The sequence below is a fragment of the Paenibacillus pectinilyticus genome (assembly GCF_001700435.1).
In the GTDB taxonomy this organism is placed as follows: Bacteria; Bacillota; Bacilli; order Paenibacillales; family NBRC-103111; genus Paenibacillus_E; species Paenibacillus_E pectinilyticus.
The window spans coordinates 1-23,041 of record NZ_LYPC01000019.1; the positions used below are offsets into that span (position 1 = coordinate 1).

General features: G+C 48.6%; 17 protein-coding genes and 2 riboswitches. Of the genes, 7 read left to right on the plus strand and 10 right to left on the minus strand.

The window, feature by feature from the left end; all coding sequences use genetic code 11:
• Positions 1 to 424: 424 nt before the first annotated feature.
• Both A8709_RS13440 and uvrA read right to left on the minus strand, forming a co-directional pair.
• A complete protein-coding gene (locus tag A8709_RS13440) occupies positions 425 to 1,951 on the minus strand; it encodes an MDR family MFS transporter (protein ID WP_065852904.1) in 1,527 nt (508 codons plus the stop codon).
• A 94-nt stretch (positions 1,952 to 2,045) separates the two neighbouring features.
• Positions 2,046 to 4,535 (minus strand): excinuclease ABC subunit UvrA, encoded by a 2,490-nt coding sequence (gene uvrA / locus A8709_RS13445; protein WP_065852905.1) that lies wholly within the window; start codon positions 4,533 to 4,535, stop codon positions 2,046 to 2,048.
• 139 nt (positions 4,536 to 4,674) lie between these two features.
• Between uvrA and A8709_RS13450 the strand changes: the two genes are divergently transcribed.
• Positions 4,675 to 5,169 (plus strand): MarR family winged helix-turn-helix transcriptional regulator, encoded by a 495-nt coding sequence (locus A8709_RS13450; RefSeq protein ID WP_065852906.1) that lies wholly within the window; start codon positions 4,675 to 4,677, stop codon positions 5,167 to 5,169.
• A gap of 407 nt (positions 5,170 to 5,576) precedes the next feature.
• Here the strand turns inward: A8709_RS13450 and atzF are convergent, their stop codons facing one another.
• From atzF to A8709_RS13470, 4 genes are read right to left on the minus strand one after another with little or no spacing between them, the layout of a single operon-like run.
• Positions 5,577 to 7,451, minus strand: a complete 1,875-nt coding sequence (gene atzF, locus A8709_RS13455; RefSeq protein ID WP_065852907.1) for an allophanate hydrolase — start codon at positions 7,449 to 7,451, stop codon at positions 5,577 to 5,579.
• Positions 7,452 to 7,470: 19 nt separating this feature from the next.
• Positions 7,471 to 11,094 (minus strand): urea carboxylase, encoded by a 3,624-nt coding sequence (uca, locus tag A8709_RS13460; RefSeq protein WP_065852908.1) that lies wholly within the window; start codon positions 11,092 to 11,094, stop codon positions 7,471 to 7,473.
• Positions 11,095 to 11,121: 27 nt separating this feature from the next.
• Positions 11,122 to 11,772: an urea amidolyase associated protein UAAP2 gene (locus A8709_RS13465; protein WP_065852909.1), complete on the minus strand. Its 651-nt coding sequence runs from the start codon at positions 11,770 to 11,772 to the stop codon at positions 11,122 to 11,124.
• Between the two features lie 29 nt (positions 11,773 to 11,801).
• The gene (locus A8709_RS13470) at positions 11,802 to 12,521 is read right to left on the minus strand and encodes an urea amidolyase associated protein UAAP1 (protein ID WP_065852910.1); all 720 of its coding nucleotides are present in this window, start codon (positions 12,519 to 12,521) and stop codon (positions 11,802 to 11,804) included.
• Between the two features lie 69 nt (positions 12,522 to 12,590).
• Positions 12,591 to 12,697: riboswitch (guanidine-I (ykkC/yxkD leader) on the minus strand.
• Between the two features lie 190 nt (positions 12,698 to 12,887).
• Positions 12,888 to 12,993, plus strand: a riboswitch (guanidine-I (ykkC/yxkD leader).
• 88 nt (positions 12,994 to 13,081) lie between these two features.
• Between A8709_RS13470 and A8709_RS13475 the strand changes: the two genes are divergently transcribed.
• Positions 13,082 to 14,437, plus strand: a complete 1,356-nt coding sequence (locus A8709_RS13475) for an APC family permease (protein WP_065852911.1) — start codon at positions 13,082 to 13,084, stop codon at positions 14,435 to 14,437.
• 745 nt (positions 14,438 to 15,182) lie between these two features.
• On the opposite strand, the gene A8709_RS13480 is transcribed toward A8709_RS13475, so the two are convergent.
• From A8709_RS13480 to A8709_RS13495, 4 genes are all read right to left on the minus strand, one after another.
• Positions 15,183 to 16,169: a Gfo/Idh/MocA family protein gene (locus A8709_RS13480; RefSeq protein WP_065852912.1), complete on the minus strand. Its 987-nt coding sequence runs from the start codon at positions 16,167 to 16,169 to the stop codon at positions 15,183 to 15,185.
• Between the two features lie 108 nt (positions 16,170 to 16,277).
• Entirely contained in the window at positions 16,278 to 17,384 is a 1,107-nt protein-coding gene (locus A8709_RS13485; protein WP_065852913.1) for a Ger(x)C family spore germination protein, read from the minus strand.
• A complete protein-coding gene (locus A8709_RS13490) occupies positions 17,377 to 18,456 on the minus strand; it encodes a GerAB/ArcD/ProY family transporter (RefSeq protein ID WP_065852914.1) in 1,080 nt (359 codons plus the stop codon). Before A8709_RS13490 ends, A8709_RS13485 begins: the two co-directional genes overlap by 8 nt.
• Positions 18,457 to 18,469: 13 nt before the next feature.
• Complete coding sequence (locus A8709_RS13495) at positions 18,470 to 19,975, minus strand: spore germination protein (RefSeq protein WP_244163183.1); 1,506 nt, start codon at positions 19,973 to 19,975, stop codon at positions 18,470 to 18,472.
• Between the two features lie 191 nt (positions 19,976 to 20,166).
• Between A8709_RS13495 and A8709_RS13500 the strand changes: the two genes are divergently transcribed.
• From A8709_RS13500 to A8709_RS13520, 5 genes are all read left to right on the plus strand, one after another.
• Positions 20,167 to 20,580, plus strand: a complete 414-nt coding sequence (locus tag A8709_RS13500) for a hypothetical protein (RefSeq protein ID WP_084224908.1) — start codon at positions 20,167 to 20,169, stop codon at positions 20,578 to 20,580.
• Between the two features lie 50 nt (positions 20,581 to 20,630).
• Positions 20,631 to 21,053, plus strand: coding sequence for an SRPBCC family protein (locus A8709_RS13505; RefSeq protein ID WP_065852916.1), 423 nt, complete (start codon positions 20,631 to 20,633; stop codon positions 21,051 to 21,053).
• 1 nt (position 21,054) lies between these two features.
• Positions 21,055 to 21,429 carry an ArsR/SmtB family transcription factor gene (locus A8709_RS13510; protein WP_065852917.1) on the plus strand — a complete coding sequence of 125 codons (375 nt, stop codon included), beginning with the start codon at positions 21,055 to 21,057 and terminating at the stop codon, positions 21,427 to 21,429.
• A gap of 281 nt (positions 21,430 to 21,710) precedes the next feature.
• Positions 21,711 to 22,478 (plus strand): DODA-type extradiol aromatic ring-opening family dioxygenase, encoded by a 768-nt coding sequence (locus A8709_RS13515; protein ID WP_065852918.1) that lies wholly within the window; start codon positions 21,711 to 21,713, stop codon positions 22,476 to 22,478.
• 110 nt (positions 22,479 to 22,588) lie between these two features.
• The gene (locus tag A8709_RS13520; RefSeq protein WP_065852919.1) at positions 22,589 to 22,972 is read left to right on the plus strand and encodes a DoxX family protein; all 384 of its coding nucleotides are present in this window, start codon (positions 22,589 to 22,591) and stop codon (positions 22,970 to 22,972) included.
• Positions 22,973 to 23,041 lie beyond the last annotated feature (69 nt).

Below are 23,041 nucleotides of genomic sequence, written 5' to 3' on the forward strand. Positions count from 1 at the left end.
AGCGAGATTTTACAATCTCTTTTATAGTCGATTACTCGACTGTGCTTACTCACTCGTTGTTCAGTTTTCAAAGATCAATTCATTGCTTTCAATTCGTTTCGTTCGCCGCCGTGTTTCCGAAGCAGCGAGAGATAATATATCACGTACAGTTTTCAAAAGCAAGTGTTTTTTTAAAATTCTTTTTTCCAAGCCATTCTAGCGGTTGATGTTGATCTGAAAAATTCAGTCCCATACATGATCATACGCTCTGTTTCGAGTGATGATTTATCCCTTAAAGAACGGTGGATCAGTAATATATCACGGATCTCAACGTATTACAACCTTTTGTCCATAAAAAATGAATGGCACGTAAAAGTATGCTTATACAAACAAAAACAAGGCTACCCATCTATAGGGCAGCCTTGTCGCGTGGATCCGTTACTATTTAATGCGCAGCAGCGTACTCTTCCATTTCAGCCGCCGGATCTAGCTTCTCTTTGCTCATGGCAAAGGCCGCAATCAAAGCAATAGCCGACGGGATAATCGCCCAAGCAAATGTATGCGCAATAGAGGAAGATAATGCTGCTGTAATTTTATCTAGAACTGGCGTAGGGATGAGATCACGCGTTTCTGGGGTTAAGATTTTGCGTGGATCACTTAGATCGATGCCTTGCGGCATTTGACCATCACCACCGCCGAACACCGTTGCTAATTTATTCGTGAACATATGGCTTTGGATAATACCGAACACCGTAATCCCCAGTGTCATGCCAAGTGAGCGCATAAAGTTAAGCGTTGAGCTTGCTGAGCCGCGCTGTCTAGCGCTGAAGCCATGAATCGCTGCGTTACTCAAGACTGAGAATGAGGCACCGATACCAAGACCGACCAGAATCATAAAGATCGTAACAATAAATCGTGTAGAATCGGTGGTTAATGTGGTAAGCAATGCAATACCAACCACAAGTAGCGCAAGTGTAGGGATCATGATGGAGCGGTACCTAAACTTAGCCAGCATAGAACCGCCGCCTGCAGCCGTTACAACGGAGCCTAGCATCATCGGCAGCAGGACTAGCCCTGAATTCGTAGCCGAGCCGCCAAGAACACCTTGGATAAAGATCGGAATATAGATCGAAGCGGTAATAAACGCTGCCCCGGCAAACATCGCCATGATATTACTGGTGGCATAGAGACGATTTTTAAACATACCGAACGTGATGATCGGTTCTTGTGCGCGGCGCTCGACGAAAATAAAGCCAACTATAAGTACTGCGAAAGCAATAAACAATCCAATTATCATACTGGAATCCCAAGCATATTGCTTGCCACCAAGCTCAAGAGCAAACATCAAGGCAACAATGGAAGCCACAAGTGCAAAGGCGCCGAGGTAGTCAATTTTTTGCTTAGAATGCTGAACGGACTCTTTATAGAAGAAAGCAATCATGATAAATGCAATAAGTCCAAGTGGTAAGTTAATGTAGAAAATCCAAGACCAATGGATGTAATCGGTAATGTAAGCCCCAAGAAGAGGACCAAAAATACTGGATAAACCGAAGACAGCTCCGAATAGACCGCCCATTTTGCCGCGTTTATCTGCGGGCACTACATCAAACATGATCGTAAACGCGATAGGCATGAGAGCGCCCCCGCCGATACCTTGAATAGCACGGTAAATACTCAATTGAATGATGGAGTCCGCTGTCCCACATAAAGCAGATCCAGCCATGAACACGATAATACCAAAAATAAAGAACCGCTTTCGACCGTACATATCGGATAATTTACCGAAAATCGGCATCCCCGCCATCTCAGCCACCAAATAAGCCGATGTCACCCACATTAATTTATCAAATCCGCCTAGATCGCCAACGATTGTTCCAATTGCTGTTGCTACGATCGTGTTATCCATCGATGCCATTAGAATGGCTAGCAGCAAGCCCGCAACAACAACGCCCATTTTGTTTCCATTTGCCATCTTTTTTAGTTCCCTCCACATTTCTCTAAAATGATATTTCTAGTCTAGTCTTTTCGGTGCGAATACATGCTTAAAGCCCATTTTGTTCACAATCTCACAATCCATCGAGCAAAACTCGTTTCAAGAACATGCCCGTGTAGGATGACTTCACCTCGGCCACTTGCTCAGGAGTTCCTTCGGCTACAAGCTTACCACCTGCTGAACCACCTTCTGGCCCAATATCGATTACCCAGTCTGCTTCACGAATCAACTCTAAACTGTGCTCAACAACTACAACGGTATTTCCCGTATCGACTAGCTTATTAAGTAAATCTTGAAGCTTTTTCGTGTCTGAAGGATGGAGACCTGTCGTTGGTTCGTCCAGAAGATAGAGCGTATGGTTTTTGGAAGGCTTACTTAACTCTTTGGCTAGACGAATGCGCTGTCCCTCTCCGCCAGATAAGGTTTTAACCGATTGCCCCCATTTCAAATAGCCCAGCCCTACCTCACAGAGCATCTGGATTAACCCTGAGATTTTGGTCTCTGATTGAAGGACCGGCAGGCTTTCTTGCACCGACAAGTTCAACAGATCCGATATCGAATAGCCTTCATATTGCACAGCCAAAACCTCGTCTGTAAATCTTCTTCCTTTGCAGTCGTGACACTTTACTTCAAGATCGGGCAAGAAATTCATATCTACGGACAGCATACCTAAACCTTGGCATGTTTCGCATCGGCCTCCAGGCGTATTAAATGAGAAATGCTTCGTTGTCAGCTTTCTCTTCTTGGCTTCTAGCAGCCCTGCAAACAGTTGACGCAGATGAGTAAAAACGTCCGTATACGTCGCGACATTTGAGCGTTGCATTCTCCCCATTGGTGTTTGGTCAAAGATGACGATATTCCCTACGTGTTCCAGGCCTTTTATTTCTTTGCAACCTGCACTTTCTTGACCTTGGGCAAGAATATCAAAAACAAGCGTGGATTTACCTGAGCCTGAAACTCCAGTTACGGAAATTAGCTGACCAAGCGGAAAAGAAACCACTGGGATATCGATGTTACGAACTTGAGCATCTACGATCGTGACGTGCTTGCCGTTCCCTTTTCTGCGTGTAAATGCTGGGGTAGTTAGTCTTTCCTCTCTCAAATAAGCACCTGTAACCGAAAGCTCGCTTGCCATCAAATCCTCCAAGCTGCCTTCACCCACAACAGTCCCGCCATATAGGCCGGCGCCAGGCCCAATGTCGATAAGATGATCAGCAGCCCGCATCATTTCGATGTCGTGCTCGATCACAAGAACTGTATTGCCAAGATCCCTTAACTGCTGGAGTACGCGAATGAGGCCAGCTGTATCCCGAGGATGCAGACCTGTTGTCGGCTCGTCAAGGATGTACAGCACGCCGGTAAGACCAGAACCTAGCAGCGATGCAAGGCGCAGCCTTTGCGCTTCTCCTCCAGACAGTGAAACGGTCTGACGGTTCATAGTCAGATAGCCGAGCCCGACATCCATGATTCTTTTTAGCCGCGTAGGCATGTCATGGAGAATTGGCTCTAGCAGGAGCAGCCCTTCGGGCGGGAGTACTTCTTGCAACTTTTGCGTCCATGCATAGACGTCACCAAGTGACCATGCGGATACCTCTGTAATGGTGGCCCCAGCCACGCTCACCTGGCGAATTTCTTTCTTCAACCAAGCGCCCTGGCATTCAGGGCAAAGCTGCTCACGGAAAAACCCGCCGTCTTTCTCCCCTCCGGACTCCCCTTCTTTCTCCTTATAACGCCGCCATAAACCAGGGATAACACCTTCAAACTTCGCTCCTTGGGCCGGCTTCACATTTGGATAATGACGCTTGAAAGCTTCACTCTCAACACCGTGATACAGCAAATCGCGCTGAATTTCACCTAAATCTTTCAATGGCAGATCAGGGTCAAATTCGAAGCCATAATGCTTACCTGCCGCCACTAAAATACGGATTTGAATATCCCGGTGGACACCGTTCAGAGAAGCAACTCCCCCATCACGCACGCTAAGTTCCGGATTGAATACCGCAGGTTCATGAATGCTTACAACGCGACCAAGCCCACTGCATACTTCGCAAGCCCCCTCTGGTTTGTTAAAAGAAAAGTGTGGCATCCCCAGCTTCTCGAGTTCTGCCTGACAATGGGGACAGGTCATCGTATGACGATCCATATCTTCATCTTCTTCCGCCAAAAGACCCGCGGGCTCAAACGAAGGTGGGATGCTGCCTTGGCAGGATGGGCATATTCGTTCCCCTACTCTGGAAAAGATAAAACGAACAAATGTGTAGATCTCCGTCACGGTTCCGACCGTTGATCGCGGATTGCGATTGGTGACATGCTGACCCACACTGATTGATGGAGATAGTCCGACAATGGAGTCAACTTTGGCTTTGCCAACAGAATCGGATGCCAACCCCATAGAGTCCATGTATTGTCGCTGACACTCCCGCTGCAACGTATCCATAGCGAGCGTGGATTTGCCTGAACCAGACGGCCCGGTTAAAACAACCAACTTATATTTAGGGATCGACAGCGAGATATTCTTCAGGTTGTTCTCTCGAGCACCGTTGATGACGATGAAATCTTGCACAAAAATCCCTCCTTATTTCATATGTGGTAAAATAAATTTGATTAATACTAAGATTATCTAGTATCTTGTAACTATAATATCTCGTTAAAAAAGTATCTTGATTATCGAGATAAATTTATTTTAGAAGGAGGGGTCTCTTTTGTCAACCCATCAACCTGATCAACCCACAGATTTGCAGGAAACATTCACCCTGCGCATGCGGGGGCTCGGAACCCGAACCGTCCTATATCAACAAAGTGTAGCCGCCTCTATTGGGTTATATAATAATGACTTTTTATCCATAGACATCCTGAATGAGAAAGGTCCCATCACCGCAGGTGAGCTTTCCAAACTAACCGGACTTGCCACTGGGAGTGTCACCGCCTTAATAGATCGACTGGAGAAGAACGGGTTCGTTCGCAGGCAAAATGACCCGAATGACCGTCGCAAAGTGATCATTGTCCCTTTATATGAAAATAAAGAAGAAGTCAGCAACACTTATCTTCAGCTTCATGCCGAAATGCTTAAACTCGCTTCCTCCTATTCAGCTGATGAGCTTGCGCTTATTACAGAGTTTCTGGGCAAGGCGAGTACGGTACTTGAGGATCAGATTCAAACGTTGAGTGCAACGATTCGGGGGAAGCAATCGGATTGAGTTTTTTGGGGGAGTGAATGGGTAAGACGTTTGGCTGAAATGATACGAAAGAGTAAGACGTTTAGGCTGAAAGATGTGAAAGAGTAAGACGTAGGGTGAAATTCGTAATTCGAGTGAAAAAAGATGCATCTTTGCAGGCATGTAGCGGTAGGAAGGTAATTTGCGGGCTTAGTGATAGAGGAAGATGCATGGCGAAGGCTGTCGGCTTTCGCGATGAAAAGAGTCAACAAGACCCGTCAGCGAATATATGCTGACGGGTCTTGTTGTGAGGGAAAAGACCTCTCGGCAGCGAAGCTGCCATGAGAGGTCTGGGGATGGCGCAGTCGCCGCGAGCGTGCGACTGCGTGTGTGTTCCGGCCGCCACTTTGCACGGCCGGATATGGTTGATCGGCGCTAACCGCCGCCGATCACAAAGGCACCACGTTGCGCCAGCTGCGCAACGCTGTAACATCTTCCGCGCCTTCGGCCGCGTAAGCTTCACAAACGAAGCCCGGGACTTCCGTGCCGTCCCGGAGCTCCACCTTGCCGATCCCCAGCGGAGCTGGGATCGCTGCCGCAAAGCCGCCGAATGCCTCGAGCGGCATCTCCCAGATCTCCAGCAGGATGGCTGCGCCACCCTGCTGTTGCTTGATCATCCCCGGCTTCGCAGGGGATGTCGGCAGCTTCACAAGGCTGTATTTCGCCGCGGATTCATCCTCCCGGATGAACCGCGCTCCGCAGCCTTGCATTTGCTTCTCCAGCGGGTAGCCACGCATGTGCAGCCCGCAAACCGCAACGAGCGTCGTCGACACAGGGGAGGCGCTCTCTGCACTTGCACTTGCAACCGCACTTGCTGTTCCACTCACCATTGCACTCACACCCGCAGCAACCTCCGCCTCTGCTCCAACACCTTCACTAGCTGCATTCAACAACTCCGCAGCCCCACAAATCAACCCTTCCTCTTCCGCTAACGCGAAGAGTGTAATCCCAAAAGGCGTCTCTGGCGCTGCATCACCCGCAGGCACAGCAACCGCACAGAGATCCAGCAGGTTGCAGTGGTTCGTGTAACGGCCCATGTCGCGATTTGTGCTAATGGGATCCGCAAGTACTTGCTCCCGCGTCCATGTGCCACCGCAGGTCGGCATGACGAGAACCGCGTCCCGAAGCAGCTTACGTGCTTCTAATTTAAACTGTTGGAGCTTATGCATCGCCACGAAAACGGACGCCGCATCATACTCGGCAGCGGAACCGGAGCGGAGGATCTTCTCCGTAACCGGGTATGCAACCCCAGGATTTGCTTCAATAAATGGACCTAGATCCGCCCAGCGTTCAGCTACCCATGGTCCTTCATATAATATCGCCGCTGCTTGCGCGAATAACGTCACATCAACTTCAACTACAGGGATATTCTCGTGAAGACAGACTTCCTTCAAGCGAGCTACTTCTTCTCCCCAAGCAGCACGATACTCGTCTGCGTAAGGTCCGTAGAAGCCCAGCTCACCGTGTGGCAGAAGAACACGCGCAGGCAAGCCCGCCGGTTTGCGCGTAACGTTGCGCGACCACGGGTCTTCCGCGTGGACACCACGGACCACGCTGTCTACTGCGAGCGCATCCGCGAGGGTATGCGCAAAGACCGTGACACAGTCGAGGCTCGCACAGGCAGGCACGACCCCAAGGGTCGGCCACGCGCCTAGGCTCGGCTTGTAGCCGACTAGGCGATTCAGCGCTGCCGGCACACGGCCGGAGCCCGCTGTATCCGTGCCAAGCGAGAATACCGCTTGGCCACGAGCTACACTGACGGCCGAGCCTGAGCTCGAGCCGCCGCTGATCAATTCGGGACGGAGCGCGTTATGCGCGTCACCGTAAGGACTGCGAGCGCCGACTAGGCCCGTTGCGAACTGATCTAGATTCGTTTTGCCAATAGGAATGGCTCCTGCCGCAATTAGTCTTTCTACAACACCCGCATGCTCTCCCGGGGTAAAGGCATATTCGGCGCAGCCCGCCGTTGTCGGAACGCCAGCAAGATCGATGTTATCTTTGATTGCGAAGGGAATCCCCCACAACGGTGCATCCGCTATCGAAAGAGATGACAAACGATCCAAATACGGCTGAATCAGATCCAGCGATGGCGGTGTAATCCAAATGTTCATATCCGCATCTGCGATGGAACGATCGACAATCGTCGCCATAACCTCCTGTGGAGATAAGGTACCCGCTTCATATTTTTCACGCAAGTAAGATAGGGTTAATTCTTTTTCCAACTCATCACTACTAATCCATTCTCCGTCTGTTCGCTTTCCCATGTCCTCTTCACCTCTCCCTTTATGCAGATTGAGCAATCCCTAGAATGAGTTGACCGGCATGCACCTGATCACCCGGCTTCACACCTATCATCGAAACAAAGCCATCACATGGCGCGTGCTGAGGGAACTCCATTTTCATACTCTCAAGAATCGCAAGTTGGTCACCCTTCTTGACTTGTTCACCCTCGGCTACTAGCACCTTCCATACGCTTCCTGGCATAATACCGCGCACCGCTACGGTCCCTGCTGGCAGCTCATCTTCCGGCGCCGCATCACCTGTCTCCTGCTCGGAGACATACTCCGCTAACCCTTTCGCTTTCCAACTTTCGCGCTCTTCTCTAAATGCTTCGCGCTGCCCAGTACGGAACGTATCCGTTGTTTCTTCGATAGAACTGAGGAATTGTAGATATTCACCCAAATCAAAGGTTGTTTCTTGAATGTCAGCCTCATAACGCCCGCGAGGGAAATCCTCACGCAGTTGAAGCAATTCTTCCGCACTCACTTCATAGAATTGGATTTGATCAAAAAATCTCAACAACCAAGGCTTACCTGCTTGAAAGCTCTCCGTTGAGCGCAGGCGATTCCACATTTGAATCGTACGTCCAACGAACTGATAGCCGCCTGGACCTTCCATCCCATACACACACATGTAGGCTCCGCCGATACCGACAGCATTCTCTGGTGTCCATGTACGTGCTGGATTGTATTTCGTTGTAACTAGACGATGGCGCGGATCTACAGGCGTTGCTACTGGTGCTCCTAAATACACATCCCCCAACCCGAGTACGAGATAATTCGCCTCATAAACGATCTTCTTCACTTCATCTATCGTGTCTAAACCATTAATTCGTTGAATGAATTCAAGGTTGCTCGGGCACCATGGCGCATCTGGTCGCACGCCTTGTTGATAACGCTCGATCGCCAGTTGCGTAGCCGGGTCATCCCAAGACAAAGGCAGCCGAACAATCCGTGATGGTACGCGGAACTGCTCTAATGGAGGCAAAGCAGTGTCGATATCGATGACTTTTTGACACGCTTCCGACACCGTAATTTGCGATGGATCAATATGAATTTGCAGCGAGCGAATCCCTGGGGTTAGATCGAGCACAGGAATGGAGCCACTTTCCACGATCGCCTGCATCAACGCCTGCACTTGGAAGCGAAGCAGCAAATCTAGCTCTAGCTCACCATATTCGACGAGTAAGTTTTGATCGCCACAGCAGCGAATGGTGATCGGGAATCGACGATTCTCCACTTCATGGAAAAGCCGCGGATATTCCGGTGTAATCTCCTCATTCACAACAGGCAGCTGCACGTGCACCAATTGGTCAAAATGACCCTCGCCAATCGCACGCAGGTTGTTCTCTTGCAGTTCACGCAGTGCCTCCGCTTCTGGCAGTGTCAGCAGGTGGAAACGGATCGTATCACCCGGGTGCAGTTGACCTAGCTTCCAGAACTCGGCTGATGCCGTCGTTACTGGGCAAACAAAGCCACCAAGACTCGGCCCGTCTGGTCCAAGCAGAATCGGCATATCGCCTGTCAGATCCAGCGTGCCAATCGCATAGGCATTATCGTGAATATTGGAAGGATGAAGCCCCGCTTCCCCGCCATCTTCACGCGTCCATAACGGAGCAGGGCCCTTCAAGCGAACACCAGTTCTGGATGAGTTGAAATGTACTTCCCAGCTCGTTTCTGTCAATTGATCCAGATACTCCGTGCGCAAAAACTCACCTGTACAATGTGGTCCAGGCACGACGCCAATCGTCCACTCCCGTGTCATCCCCGGTCGATGACCTGGCGCAAGCTCAAACACGTCTTGCACGCGGTTCTCGCCGCCTTCGTTCACACCCAACACATCTCCCGTGCGAAGCGCCCGTCCGCCATGCCCCCCGAATCCACCCAGTGTAAACGTGGACGAACTGCCCAGAAGCTTCGGCATATCGAGACCGCCGCCGATCAGCAAATACGTGCGCATGCCTTCTTTGGCTTCGCCAAAGCTTAGCACCTGCCCTTTCGCTGCAAACACCGGACGGTACGTAGCAACCGTCTCTCCATCTAGCTCGGCTTGCATATCCGCACCGGTGACACAGAACCACATGTCACTGCGGAACTTGTAGGATCCGCCACGCAGCGTCATTTCTAGTCCTGGAGCGTCGTCGGCATTGCCAAGCAGCTTATTCCCAATGCGGAACGACAAAGGATCCATAGGCCCGCAAGGCGGTACCCCCACATCCCAATGGCGAATGCGGCCGGGGAAGTCTTGCACCGTCGTTTGGATACCGCCATCGACAACTTCAAGCGCTCGTTCGATAGGCTCAAATGTATTCAGCAATTGCGTATATACATGGCCGCTTAGGCAGGCTTCTTCTTGTAGAAGCGCACGCACATACTGCAAGTTCGTTGTAAGACCATACATGCGCGTTTCAGCCAGCGCATCTACTAATTTATGGATCGCATCTAAGCGGTCCTTGCCGTGAACAATGATTTTAGCCAACATCGGATCATAGAGTGTCGTTACAGTAAGACCATCGCGTACCCAAGTCTCGTTACGTGCTTCGTTAGAGAACACAGCTCGGTCTAGTTGACCCGCACTCGGGCGGAATCCTTGGAGGCAATCCTCCGCGTAAATCCGCGCCTGAATACTGTGCCCTTGCGGCTTACGAATCAAGGATTGTAGGTCATTAAGCTCTAATGCCGCTTCGCGTACCATCCACTCCACAAGGTCAACCCCCAGCACTTCCTCCGTGACACCATGCTCCACTTGAAGGCGCGTGTTCACTTCTAAGAAGTAGAACTCGCACGTCTCTGGATCATAGAGATACTCAACAGTTCCTGCACTGCGGTAACCAACCTCGGCAGCTAAGCGCTTCGCTGAAGCAAACATCGCCTCACGCACCTCATCGGACAGGTTGGGAGCAGGGCTCTCCTCAATCACTTTCTGATTACGGCGTTGGATCGAGCAATCTCGCTCACCTAGCGTTACTACCTCACCTAAGGCGTTGCCGAAAATTTGCACTTCCACGTGACGGGCTCGGGCAATATATTTTTCGAGGAACATGCCTCCGTTTTTGAAATTCGTTTCTGCTAAATGGCGCACGCCATCGTAAGCTGAACGGAGCGTCTCTTCATCTGCGCAAACGCGCATGCCGATTCCGCCGCCACCTGCGGTACTTTTTAGGATGACTGGATAGCCAATACGCGCCGCTTCCATTAAAGCTTCCTCAAGCTCCGTGATTAACGGAGTTCCTGGCAGCATCGGTACGCCGGCACGTTCCGCAATCTCACGGGCGGAATGCTTCAGTCCGAACATTTCCATTTGTTCCGGCGTAGGTCCGATGAATACAAGGCCATGTTCGCGACAAGCGCGGGCAAAATCCGCGTTCTCACTCAAGAAGCCATACCCAGGATGGATCGCCTGCGCGCCGGTTTCAAGCGCTGTTTGTAGGATTAGCTCTGTATTCAAATAACTCGACTTCGCCGGCCCCTCGCCGATCAGAACCGCTTCATCGGCTCCGTCCACATGTAAGCTATCTTGATCTGCGGCTGTATACACAGCAACGGATTGAACTCCCAGCTTGCGCAATGTACGTTCGATACGTACAGCAATCGCTCCACGATTGGCAATTAGCACTTTGGTAAACATCGTAACCACACTCCTTCGCGTTTATCTTTATTTATCCCAGATGAGCACCTGAATCGGTGTCGGGTTATAGGCATTACATGGATTGTTAAGCTGCGGGCAGTTACTGATCAGCGCCATCGTACGGCAGATAGACTGCATTTCGACATAACAGCCTGGTGCGGATACGCCATCATCGAACTTTAGGCCGCCATCCGGCGTCACAGGTACATTCATGAAGAAATTAATATTCGGCGCCAAATCCCGCTTCGTATACACACCGTCTTGCCCTGCCAATTGAAGCATGAACGTATCACGACAGTTGTGCATCGACAGCTTATCGTGCGAGTAACGTACTGTATTGCTTTGCGCTGAGCATGAGCCACCTACCGTATCGTGACGCCCACAGGTGTCAGCTACGATTCGCAGCAATTCCTTGCCTGACTCTGCTCTTAGGGTGGAACCTGTGCTCAAGTAAATGTTGCTTTGACCCGTGATCGTCGCTACCGCACTGTAGTGATCCTCTGGATTCTCTGCATCATAGAACAACGTATCCGCCGCCTGATTGCCTTCCAAATCCACGATTCGCATCACTTGTCCTGGCTTCAGAACGCGCATCCAACCATCTCCTGCTTGAATCACTTCACTATATATCGCATCCTCCACTTGACGAGGGCTCTCTACTCGATTAAAAACAGCCACTTTGCATGCCTCCTCTTCTATTCCTTCTATTAAGAACCTAGTAGTGTGTGATATTCCCATGTATTTTCAAAAGCTCGGCGATTCTCCGGCCGATAATTCAAGCAATAATCGTCTTCGTTCACAGGCGCTGCGGCTAGCACTTCGATTTTGATAGGTACTGAAGGGTAGCTCTCTCTTGGATCGAGCGGGTTCGGCGTGTTGGACAGAACTACTAATGTATCTAACTCCGTCCTGAGCGTAACTGTCGCTCCTGCTGGGCAGTGATCTAGGTTGAGGCGCATATCCCCATTTTCATCCACGACCACTTTGGAAAATACATTCACAACCGGCATCATATCCCGCATGCTCAGGCCATTGCGAACCAGTTCAACGGCAAAATTCTCTTGCCCGCTTCGCAACCAATCATTACGCAGCTCCTGATAGTTCGTCTTACCGTACTTGGCATCCGTCGTTGCACGACTCGTGTATCCGCTAAGTGGATCGTGCCAGCCGAGACTGTCTTCGACGATACTCACCATCGCCCGACCATTATCGCTCATGAGCACATGGCCTCGGGTCAAATGAGCGGTATGTTGTGCCTTCAATGTATCCGGCATATTGTAGCGCTCCGTTAGATCCTTCGCGTGGTACAGCTGGATCGATACATTCGCACCTGCTTCCAACGCGGTCAACCGAATCAATTTCCCCTGACCAATAACCCCTGACCATTTGCCTCCCGGCCCTATTTCCTTGCTCCATATCTTCCCCATGCTATCGCTCTCCTTCGCTTTTTGCTTAAACAAAAAGGGAGACATCACAAGACCCATTGTCTTGGTGATATCTCCCAGGTTTTTATCCTTCCGTGTCACTCTTTCACAAGAGTGGTTTACTCTCGGACCAGCCCGATCATCCATATCGTATCGGCGGAACCCTAGTAAACAATCGTATTCGTTTGTGTTACTAAACATAACATCGTCAATGGTAAGTGTCAATAACTTCTGATTATTTTAGTTAATTCGCTTAAAATACTTCTCACATCACCAATAATGTGTTATATTAACTTACACAAACAACAAATATCTAACATCATTAATGAAATGGTTAACCATCTTATATATAAGTGACGAAACATCACATACAAAGTTTTCTAGGGTTCCGCAGGGAGGTTTTCAACTCTGGCTGGTCCAAGAGAAGACGCACAGCTAACCCCTGTGTCCACGGAGGGATAAAAGCCCGGGAGATATCTGTTACCTAGATATCGCCTTGGCTTTTTTGCATACAACCTGCTCCTGTGTTCACAGACATCTACCGATAAGGGAGTGTTACCACTATGGCCAATGAAGTCACACTGCGCAAATCCCTAAGCCTTTACCAAGTCGTTTATATGGGTCTTGCTTGGATGACCCCGATGATTTATTTCTCCATCTATGGGATTGCCTATGAGAACGCCCATGGCATGCTGACGCAAGCCTACTTGCTCGCCTTCATTGCGATCTTCTTCACTGCGTATAGCTACGGTGTGATGTCTAAGGTTTTTCCTACTTCAGGATCTGCCTACACTTATACCAAAAAAAGCATCCATCCCTACCTAGGCTTTCTCGTCGGCTGGGCGCTGCTTCTAGACTACTTCTTCTCCCCCATCATCGCGTGCCTAACCTTCGGCATTTACCTGCATGCACAGTTTCCGTCCATTCCAGCCTATGTATGGATCATCGGACTGAACATCGTCCTCGGTATCATCAACATCATTGGGATCAAATTCTCTGCGAATATCAGTAAATTGTTCGTTTGGATTCAGATCATCTTCATCGCCGTGTTCTGCTTTTTCCTGTTCCGCAACTTATCCGGTGTTGGTGAAATCCACCCGCTTCAGCCTTTTCTGCAAACGGATGTGCCTTTCTCGACCATTTTAGCTGGCGCTTCTATTATCTGCTTCTCCTTCTTAGGTTTTGACACGGTCACAACGATGGCAGAGGAAACGGTTAACTCCGAGAAAACCATTCCGCGCGCCATCATGATTATCATCATTGCCGCAAGCATTCTCTATTTAGTGCCATCTTTTCTGACACAACTCGTATATCCACATCTGACTTTCGTCAATATCGATTCTGCCGGCTTTGAAATTGTGAAAATGGTAGGCGGCGCAGCGCTGAGCTCTGTCTTCCTCACCGTTTTGATTCTTGCGATCTTCACCCAGGGGCTTTCTTCCGTGACCAGCGTTTCCCGTCTGCTCTTCGTGCTAGGGCGAGATAATGTCCTGCCTAAGCGCGTGTTTGCTTTCCTTCATCCGAAGTTTAATACACCTGTCATCAACATCGTGATCGTTAGTGTCGTGTCTTTGCTCGCTCTCGTCATCTCGTTAGATAACGCTGTGAAATTCGTCAATTTCGGCGCTTTAACCGCCTTCTTCTTCGTTAACGTCTCGGTTATCGCGCAAAAGTATATGAAAGAACGCCAACGCTCGCCAAAGCAAACATTGTTGTACTTCGTGCTTCCGTTGCTTGGTGCCGGATTCATCGGGTATCTACTCTCTTTGTTAGATAAGGATGCGTTATGGATGGGGGTAACGTGGCTCATTATTGGCATTCTCTATCATCTCATTCAAAAGCGCTTCGCGCAGGCCAAAGGTGCCGCAGTTTCGTTGCGAGCAAACGTTAGTGCACGCCCTGCGGGCACGTCAAAATAGATAACAGGGAGCAGACTCATTCAAATAAAGAAGAACCTGCGGATATGGTGATATCCTCAGGTTCTTCTTTATTTCCTTATTCACGCCAGAAGGCGGCGAATAGTACGTGCTCGTCGCAGCAGACATTGCGCAACTACCAACGAAACCTCAAATCAAACTCCTATCGCCAACTAGCTAGTTACTTTCTTGGTGTCTGTTCCGGTCTTGGCACGCAAGCGCTACCTAGTTATAAGAAACTGGTTAGGGACTGCGCTGCAGTCACGCCGGCTTGCACTGCAGTAACCCGCGCGGTTAACCCGTGTAGTGGGCCGAAATAACTGGAGAAACTCCAGTTATTTTCCGTCATATTCACCTCCAGCCATGACTAACAGGAAAACCTCCAGCTATTTCCCGCTATTTCCCGCTATTTCCTACGGGATGGAGCAAAACAGTGAAATTACCTACCTGTTTTCCATCTAATTTCAATTTTTCGTTGAAAATCAAGAGAATAGATGTACTTTTTCCAGTTAGCCGTTGCCTTGGTGAGGAGGATGAGGGGTCAGGTTCAGCCTACCCTGGATTCGACTTCGGACTTCCATCTTAGACTTTTAGTCCGATTTCCGATCTTCAAGTTCAGCTTCTGTCTTAGGCTTCCCGTCCTTCTTCAGCTCTTCGACTTTCAGTCCCAATTTCGATTTCAGTCCCCTGCCTCAAGCCCGAGCTTTCAGGGTTTCCCTACAAACTACGAAAAATTGTCTACCCTCGACTACTTCCGGTCCGCCGGGAACACCAACCCGATCTGCCGCCGCGCCTCATCCATGATCGCCATGGCGGCGCTGGAATTCGCGTGCGAATTCGTTGCAGACTCCGTCGTACCTTCCTCAATCAGGCGGATAAATTCCTCCGCCTCATAACGCATCGTGCGCGCACTCTGCGGCACGGTCAAATCCTCCACAGAGCCGTCGCGGTAACGGATCTGTACGTTTTCCGGTTGATTGATACGATCAATCACCATGGTTGCCAACTCACCCTGAATCTCTGTGGGGAGGTACGAACTGGCGATTTTCGAATGCTGAATGACCGCATCCATACCTTCATAACTCAGCAGCAAGCTGCCTTCGCCATCGACGCCAGATTCCAGCATCACCGCATTCGCTTGCACGCGTTCCGGTGCACCGAACAGCACCACACATGGATAAATACAGTACACACCCAGATCCATCATCGAACCATTTGAAAAGATAGGGTTGAACGCATTCAGTACAGTTCCTTGCTTATAAGCATCATATCTTGAAGAATACTGGCAATAGCTTGCAAAATAACGACGAATGGGACCCAGCTTATGTAAATGGTTTTGGATTTCTTTGAAGTTCGGCATCAGCGTTGACTTCAACGCCTCCATGAACACAACGTTGTTGCTGCGCGCAGCGTCAATCATAGCTGCCAGTTCCGCGCTATTGGAAGCCGCAGGCTTTTCGCATAGGACATGCTTACCATGGTTCATGCAATGAATCGCATACTCCGCATGCAGCGAGTTCGGACTCGCGATATACACCGCATCAAAAGTGTCACTTTCTGCAAATGCGTTCAAATCTGTGAAGCGGTGGGCAACATCAAACTTCGCTGCGAATTCCGCTGCCTTCTCTTCCGTGCGGGAATAAACAGCGGTCAATTCGAACGCTCCTGTTTCACGTGCCGCATGTATGAATTCCTCGGTGATCCAGTTCGTACCAATAACAGCAAATCGTATCATTTTTCCCCATGACTCCTTCGCTCTAGCATCTCAAGACTTACCCTATCAAATCTCATCTCTGAATTCAATGTTCACAGCACAATCCTTATATCTATCTCTAGCCTACGATTACTGAAACTTCCCATAATGTTTAATATGTACGTTCGTTGTACAATGAATTTGGATATGAGGGTATACCTCTCGCCAATCCATTGCTTTCCACTCTTGATAAGGAACGATATCCTTGATCATGCTGCCTAGCCCGATACTATCGACTCCCTGTGCTTGCATCTCCTTCATCATGGTTTCGATTTCCGCGTTAAATTTATCAGCAATTTCCCCCTCCAGCTTGTGCTTATCTGCTTCCTTACTGATCTTCAGATCCCCAATATATTCCAAAATCGAACCGCTAACCGAAATCTGAAAATCGACATTAAATTCGCCAGAATCTCCACGTGTCGCTTTGGCATGCCGTTTACTGACGAGTGCATCGAATAGAACAAGCTCCTTATGGTCCTTTTCTTTATTGAGAACAATTGATAACGAACCCATCTTGAAATTCTCTCGCAGCGCGGCAAAATAAATAGCCTCCTTCGCTGGGATCTTCATTTTATACCGATCATCCTGAAACAATGCAATCCCTTCCACAATAACGTGGTCTCCAATATCTTTAATAATAGGAGCGACAGGATCAATACCATCATCATAATAATCCCTTGTAAAATCATAAAGCGTAATGTTCGGCGCAGTTTGAAACTTCGTCTCCGAATCCAGCAACCGATCAATATACGGTCCTGTTCGTAAGTAACTGCTGTAATTTTTGTTTAAAATGCTACTCGCCTCACCGTTCACAATCGTTACCCTGACACGCGGAGAAATCGAAGGATCCCGAATCAAGGTATCGATGTCATCCCAGAATCCTCTCCGTGCTAGACTCATGCCGAATAACGCATTTCGCAACTGTCCACTGACCAGAATGAGTTGTGTTTGCCTGGAAAGATCCACCTTCGCACCTTTGCTGCTATCTGAAATCGTCGTAAGCACTTCGTTCGTTCCATTCGCTTCCCCCCTCGATAGCGGGATCGAATTCGTAACTTTCAGCATGCCACTCGGCATTAAATCAAGGCCTGTCGAATGTGTTGCTCCTACCTTTTCCAGAATCCGTTGGTCTCTTCCGCAGCCCGACAATAAGAGCACGATACATACGAATAACCATCCATTTCGCCTCTTAAGCAAGTTGTTTCTGCCTCCTTTGTATAAGAAGAAGTAGAATTAAGCTAAGCGGCAAGCAAAAGGTAATCAGAACATCAGCATATCCCATTAAAAATAGCCAATGCCCCACCTCATCCAACACACTGGGTATGAAGGAAATGAGATAAGTAACAGCCATTGTGTATAGCGTAATACGTTTAGCCTTCGTGTTTTTAAATATCTGCTGCAAGCTCAAACTAGCCGCCCAGTGATACATGACAATCGTAATGAGGACTCTTAAAATAAGAAAGCTGAATAGCACATTCTCCACTCTCTCCAAAAAAGGAAATTTGATATACGCAAGGAGATCGATGAAAGGGAACATGATTAACTTCAACTGTTGTAGGCTATAAAAACCAAAGCAGATCAGCGTAATGCTCAAGTAAGTGAGAAATGTTAATCCATTGGCTAGCTGCACGCCCGTGAAAAATCTTGTTTTGGGCTGAATATAAGGGAACAACAGCAGGCAAAACTCATACCCCAAGAAAGATCCATAGAGATTCAACCCGCCTTTCCAATATTCTTTGCCCTCTTTTAACACATAATGCGTAAATCTGGATATTTTCAATTCATGAATGAAAGTAAACTCCAAGAGCATCATCCATATGATTAAAAAGAAAAATACGGTACTCGCCTTCGCAATGGTATAGATGCCTTTAACAATCAGCAGATATGCCAGAACACTTATCGCGAGCATGAATACCATCGGATTCGCTGTCGGAAACGAGTTTACTTGGAAGATGAGCACATATTCTTTGGCTACCAAACTACCCGAAAATGACCAAATAAACGCCAGAATGACATATAAGGGGTACACCATCCACTTCGGAAGACTCCTCTCAAGAATAACAAAGATGCTCGCTCCCTTGCCAAGCTTCCAGACGATATACATCAAATAGATATTCAACGCTACGACACCAGCAATGACAATCAACATGACCCAACCGTTATAACCAAAATAGTCCGCAGCAACACGAGGTAAGGAAAAGATCCCCACCCCAACTTGGATCATATGGATCAAAATGAAAATATGGAAACCATTCAGCTTCTCTTTCACGCATGGATCATCCTTATTTTCTCATTTTATTTCGTTTGGAATTCGCTGTCCGATTTTGATCAGGCCGTCTCATTAGTGTAGCAAACGGTCCTCGAAGAAAGACATCCTTCCAATCCCCCCATTTGGCAGGTGCAACAGGTGTGATATAGGAAGTGCCCAAGCTCGTTAAACCGCTAAGGTGAATCACAATCGCCGCAATCCCGAGCATCAGACCGAAGTTCCCCCATATGCCTGCCAGTAAAATTAAACCAAAGCGGATGAGACGAATCGAAGCGCTCATGACATAACTCGGGATGACGAAGGAAGAGATGGCCGAGGAAGCGACGGCAATGATGAGAATATTACTCGTCAATCCCGCTTGAACCGCCGCTTGACCGATGACAATACCGCCTACGATACCGATGGTTTGTCCGACTTTGGTCGGCAGACGCGCTCCTGCTTCCCGCAGCAGCTCAATAGTGACTTCCATCAGCATAGCTTCATACACAGGAGGGAACGGCACTTTGCTCCGCGACTCCCTGAGCGTCAGAATCAATGCTTCGGGAATCATTTCATAGTGATAGGTCGTCACCGAGACATAAAAGGCTGTGAAGGTAATGGTTATCACGAAGGCGATAAACCGAAGCAATCTCGTGGCAGTCCCGATGGACCACCGCTGATAGTAGTCATCTGCCGAGGCAAAAAAATCAAAGAAGGCCGTCGGTGCACTCACCACAGCTGGGCTGCCATCCACAATGGCCAGAATGCGTCCTGCCACTAATTTGGAAACCGCGGTATCCGGGCGCTCTGTAATTAAGAACTGCGGAAATAACGAGTTCGGGAAATCGTCGATATACTGTGAAAACATGTTACCATCGTAGACCGCATCAATCTCTATGCCCTCAATGCGACGAACAAATTCATTGACCAATTCCATGTTCACGATGTCTTTGATATATAAAACAAACACAAGGGTCTTCGTAACTTCACCGACTTCAAATTTCAGTACTTTCAAGTGTGAGCTTTTCACACGTCTTCGAACTAAGGAGAGATTGGTGCCTGCTGATTCGGTAAACGAATCGTGAGGCCCGGTGATGACCGTTTCGGTCTCGGACTGTTCAACCGCTCTAAATTCAGGCCCATATACGAAGACTAAGTACGCTTTATCCTCATGGAAAACAGCTGCTTGTCCGGAAAGAATGCCTTTGACAACTTCTTTAGCATCTCTTTCTAAGCTAAAATTGGACTGATCCAGAATGTCGCTAATATCATCCGTCTGCCCATTCGTTAGCGGCTCAATGACTTCACGTGAAAACTGCGTATGATCAATGAGATGGGTAATATACAGAATATCAATGCCTAAACTAGGTATATTCCGATGGAAGACATCGATGCAATCCTCAAATTGATGAAGAATATGGGCAAATGTTAACGTCTCGTCGGCATCGCTCGTCTCTGCGGGCAATGGTAGTTCGAACCGTTTCATTCTGTTATCCGTCTTCTTTGAAAAAGAGAACAATACACGATTCCATATCGACATAGTTGGTCCCTTCTCCCCTTGAGCTTTGCTTTTATTCTGAGCAATTGCGCTTAAAATATTCCAAATCGCCCAAATGATTCAGGCCGCACTTGCACTTGACATGAAACTAATTGGTTTCATATAATGAATTATGTAACCAAAAGGTTTCACTTCGAAACCGTGGTGGTAGTGTGACTTTACGGGGAAACTACATGATACTAAAGCATGCAGGAGGAGATGATCTGGTGCAGGAAGAGTTGCTGAAAAAGCTGCGCTATAAAGAAGGCCGAGCGCTCATTATGCAAGCACCCGAAGGGTATGTACTTGGCATCGAGGATGCTGGCGAGCCTAGTGGGACATATGATTTTATTCAACTTTTTGTGAATCATGCGGCTGACGTAAATGCTTGGATTCATAAAGCGCTCGCTTATTTGAATGAAGATGCTATGTTCTGGATCACGTATCCTAAGCAAAGCTCCAAGGTAAAAACGGATATTAACCGCGATAGCTTATTTACTTTGATAAATGATGCCACAGATTATCGAGTGGTCAGCAATGTCGCGGTGAATGATACATGGTCTGCCTTGCGTTTGAGACATAAGAGTAAGGTGAAGAGCAAAACTTAAGGATGAATCGAGAAATGAAATAAAAGACACCGTCATAGGAGGACGTTATTATGGAAAATCAACTACAATCACTGCCCGATATTAAACAAACACTCTTACTCAATGCCCCTATTCAAAAGGTTTGGAATGCTGTCGCGACTTCCGAGGGTATCGCTGTTTGGTTCATGCCAAACAATTTCATGCCGGAAATCGGCTATGAATTTCATTTGGAAGCTGGCCCTTTCGGTAATTCACCATGTAAAGTAACTGAGCTTGATCCGCCAAACCGTCTTTCTTTCTCCTGGGGCAAGGATTGGTTCCTGTCCTTTGAGTTAACGGATTTAGATGGCAAAACCGAATTCACCCTCACCCACGGCGGCTGGGATATTGACAAGGTTACGGAATTCGGTCAACCGCATGGCGCTATTCGCGAGAACATGGCACAAGGCTGGGCTGGCATGGTGCAGAAGCTCCGCGCTTACATCGAGGCTTAGGATGGCTATACCCGCGCAGAAGCATGATGTCTTTCAGGCCATTGCCGATCCAACGCGCCGCCATTTGCTTCAACTGCTCGGTGACCAGGAAATGCCTGTCACGGTCATCTCAGGCCATTTCCCTATGAGCCGCACCGCGGTATCCAAGCATCTTCGCATTCTCGCCGAGGCAGGACTTGTGAAGGAACGCAAGGTCGGCCGCGAAACCCGTTACCGATTGGAGGCCGAGCCCCTGATGGAACTGAAACGTTGGCTCTCGTATTACGAGCGTTATTGGGAAAATAAACTCAATGTACTCAAACGATTCGTTGAGCAGGACGATGAGAGCGGTGGGCTTACCTTTGCACCGTTGGGCATTGTGGAGCCAGAGAAATAGGTAGATAAGTTAGATAGATACATGATGAGTTTGTTTTGTGAATAGATTAGCGACTTAGATAAGCGACTTCGTTTAGTGAGATAATAAGTGAGAAATCGAGAGCTGTGGGCCTCCCTTTCGGGGAGGCTCATTTTGGTATTTCCTCGTGGTACAAGAGTCTAAACTTAAACTTACAAAATGTAACTAACTTACTTGACGATAAGTTGAATGAGGCGTATAATCAGTTACATTAAGTAATTAAGTATATTTAAGTAAACCAAATATAGAGGGAGATGTTCTTTATGATTTCACCTATTTTCGTAGGACACGGCTCACCCATGATGGCGATCCAAGATACGGCTTGCACGCAATTTTTGCTCGATTACGGTAAAAAGGTAGCACCAAAAGCGATCGTCATTTTCACAGCCCATTGGGAAACAGACGTGCTGACAATCTCCTCTACCAATGAGGTATATGACACGATTTATGATTTCCGCGGCTTTCCGGATGAGCTGTTTCAAATTAAATATCCTGCCAAAGGCGATGTGGCTCTAGCGCAATCTATCGCTGAGCGATTTCAAGCAAAGGGCATCCCTGTGCAATTGGACAGTACACGCGGCCTAGATCACGGCTCTTGGGTTCCCCTTTCTCGGATGTTCCCAACCCCATCCTGCCCGGTTATTCAAATCTCCGTGAATCCGTACTTGCCTCCTGCGCAGCAATACCGAATCGGCCAAGCCCTTCGTGGACTTGATCAGGAGGATATCCTGATCGTCGGCAGCGGCGCAACCGTGCATAACTTGCGCGCGCTGAATTGGAATGCGACCGAGCCGGATGCGTGGGCGCTTGAGTTTGACGATTGGCTGGCGGCGAATATGCAAGCCCAAAACCTAGAGGCGTTGTTCGACTACGCCGCGTCGGCTCCAAATGCGAAGATGGCGGTGCCTCGCCCTGAGCATTTCATCCCGCTCTTCATCGCGATGGGCAGCGGCGATCCGCAGCGGCCAGTCGAGATCATCCACCGCAGCTACGAAGTGGGCTCGCTGAGCTATTTGTCGGTCGGATTTTAAGAGGCGCAAATGAAGGAGTATATCTGGGTTGCATCGTGCGAGCCCGAATGAAATTGGTCTATTAGCACACACTAAGATCACCAATTTCAACAAACAGAGGTGCTCTGACATTGGCATGGACATGGACGACTCGTATCATTCAAACCTTGTTGGCGGCAGCGTATATCTTGTTCGGGATTTTGATATTATCGACTCACAACCTGCAGATGGAACATTTCACCTCGACGTATGGGTACAGTGTCAGCTTCATGTATCTCGTAGGCATCGTTGAACTCGCCGCGGGCATCGGACTCCTTATTGGACTGCGCCACCCACGGACTGCCCTTCTATCCGCGGGTGTCATCGCCATGATCATGGCCAGTGCAATGCTCACCCATATCCAATCCCATGAGGGGATGCGCAGCTCTGTGCTGCCCCTCATTTTCCTCCTTATGGCGATATTCGTCGTGGTGAGAAGCTCGGTTCGTATAGAGAAGAAACGAGTAGCCGTTTAAGCGCGGGGTTTGCGGTTACGAATTTCCATATAAATTAAGAATGCCTGCGAATAAGCATCTTTTCTACAG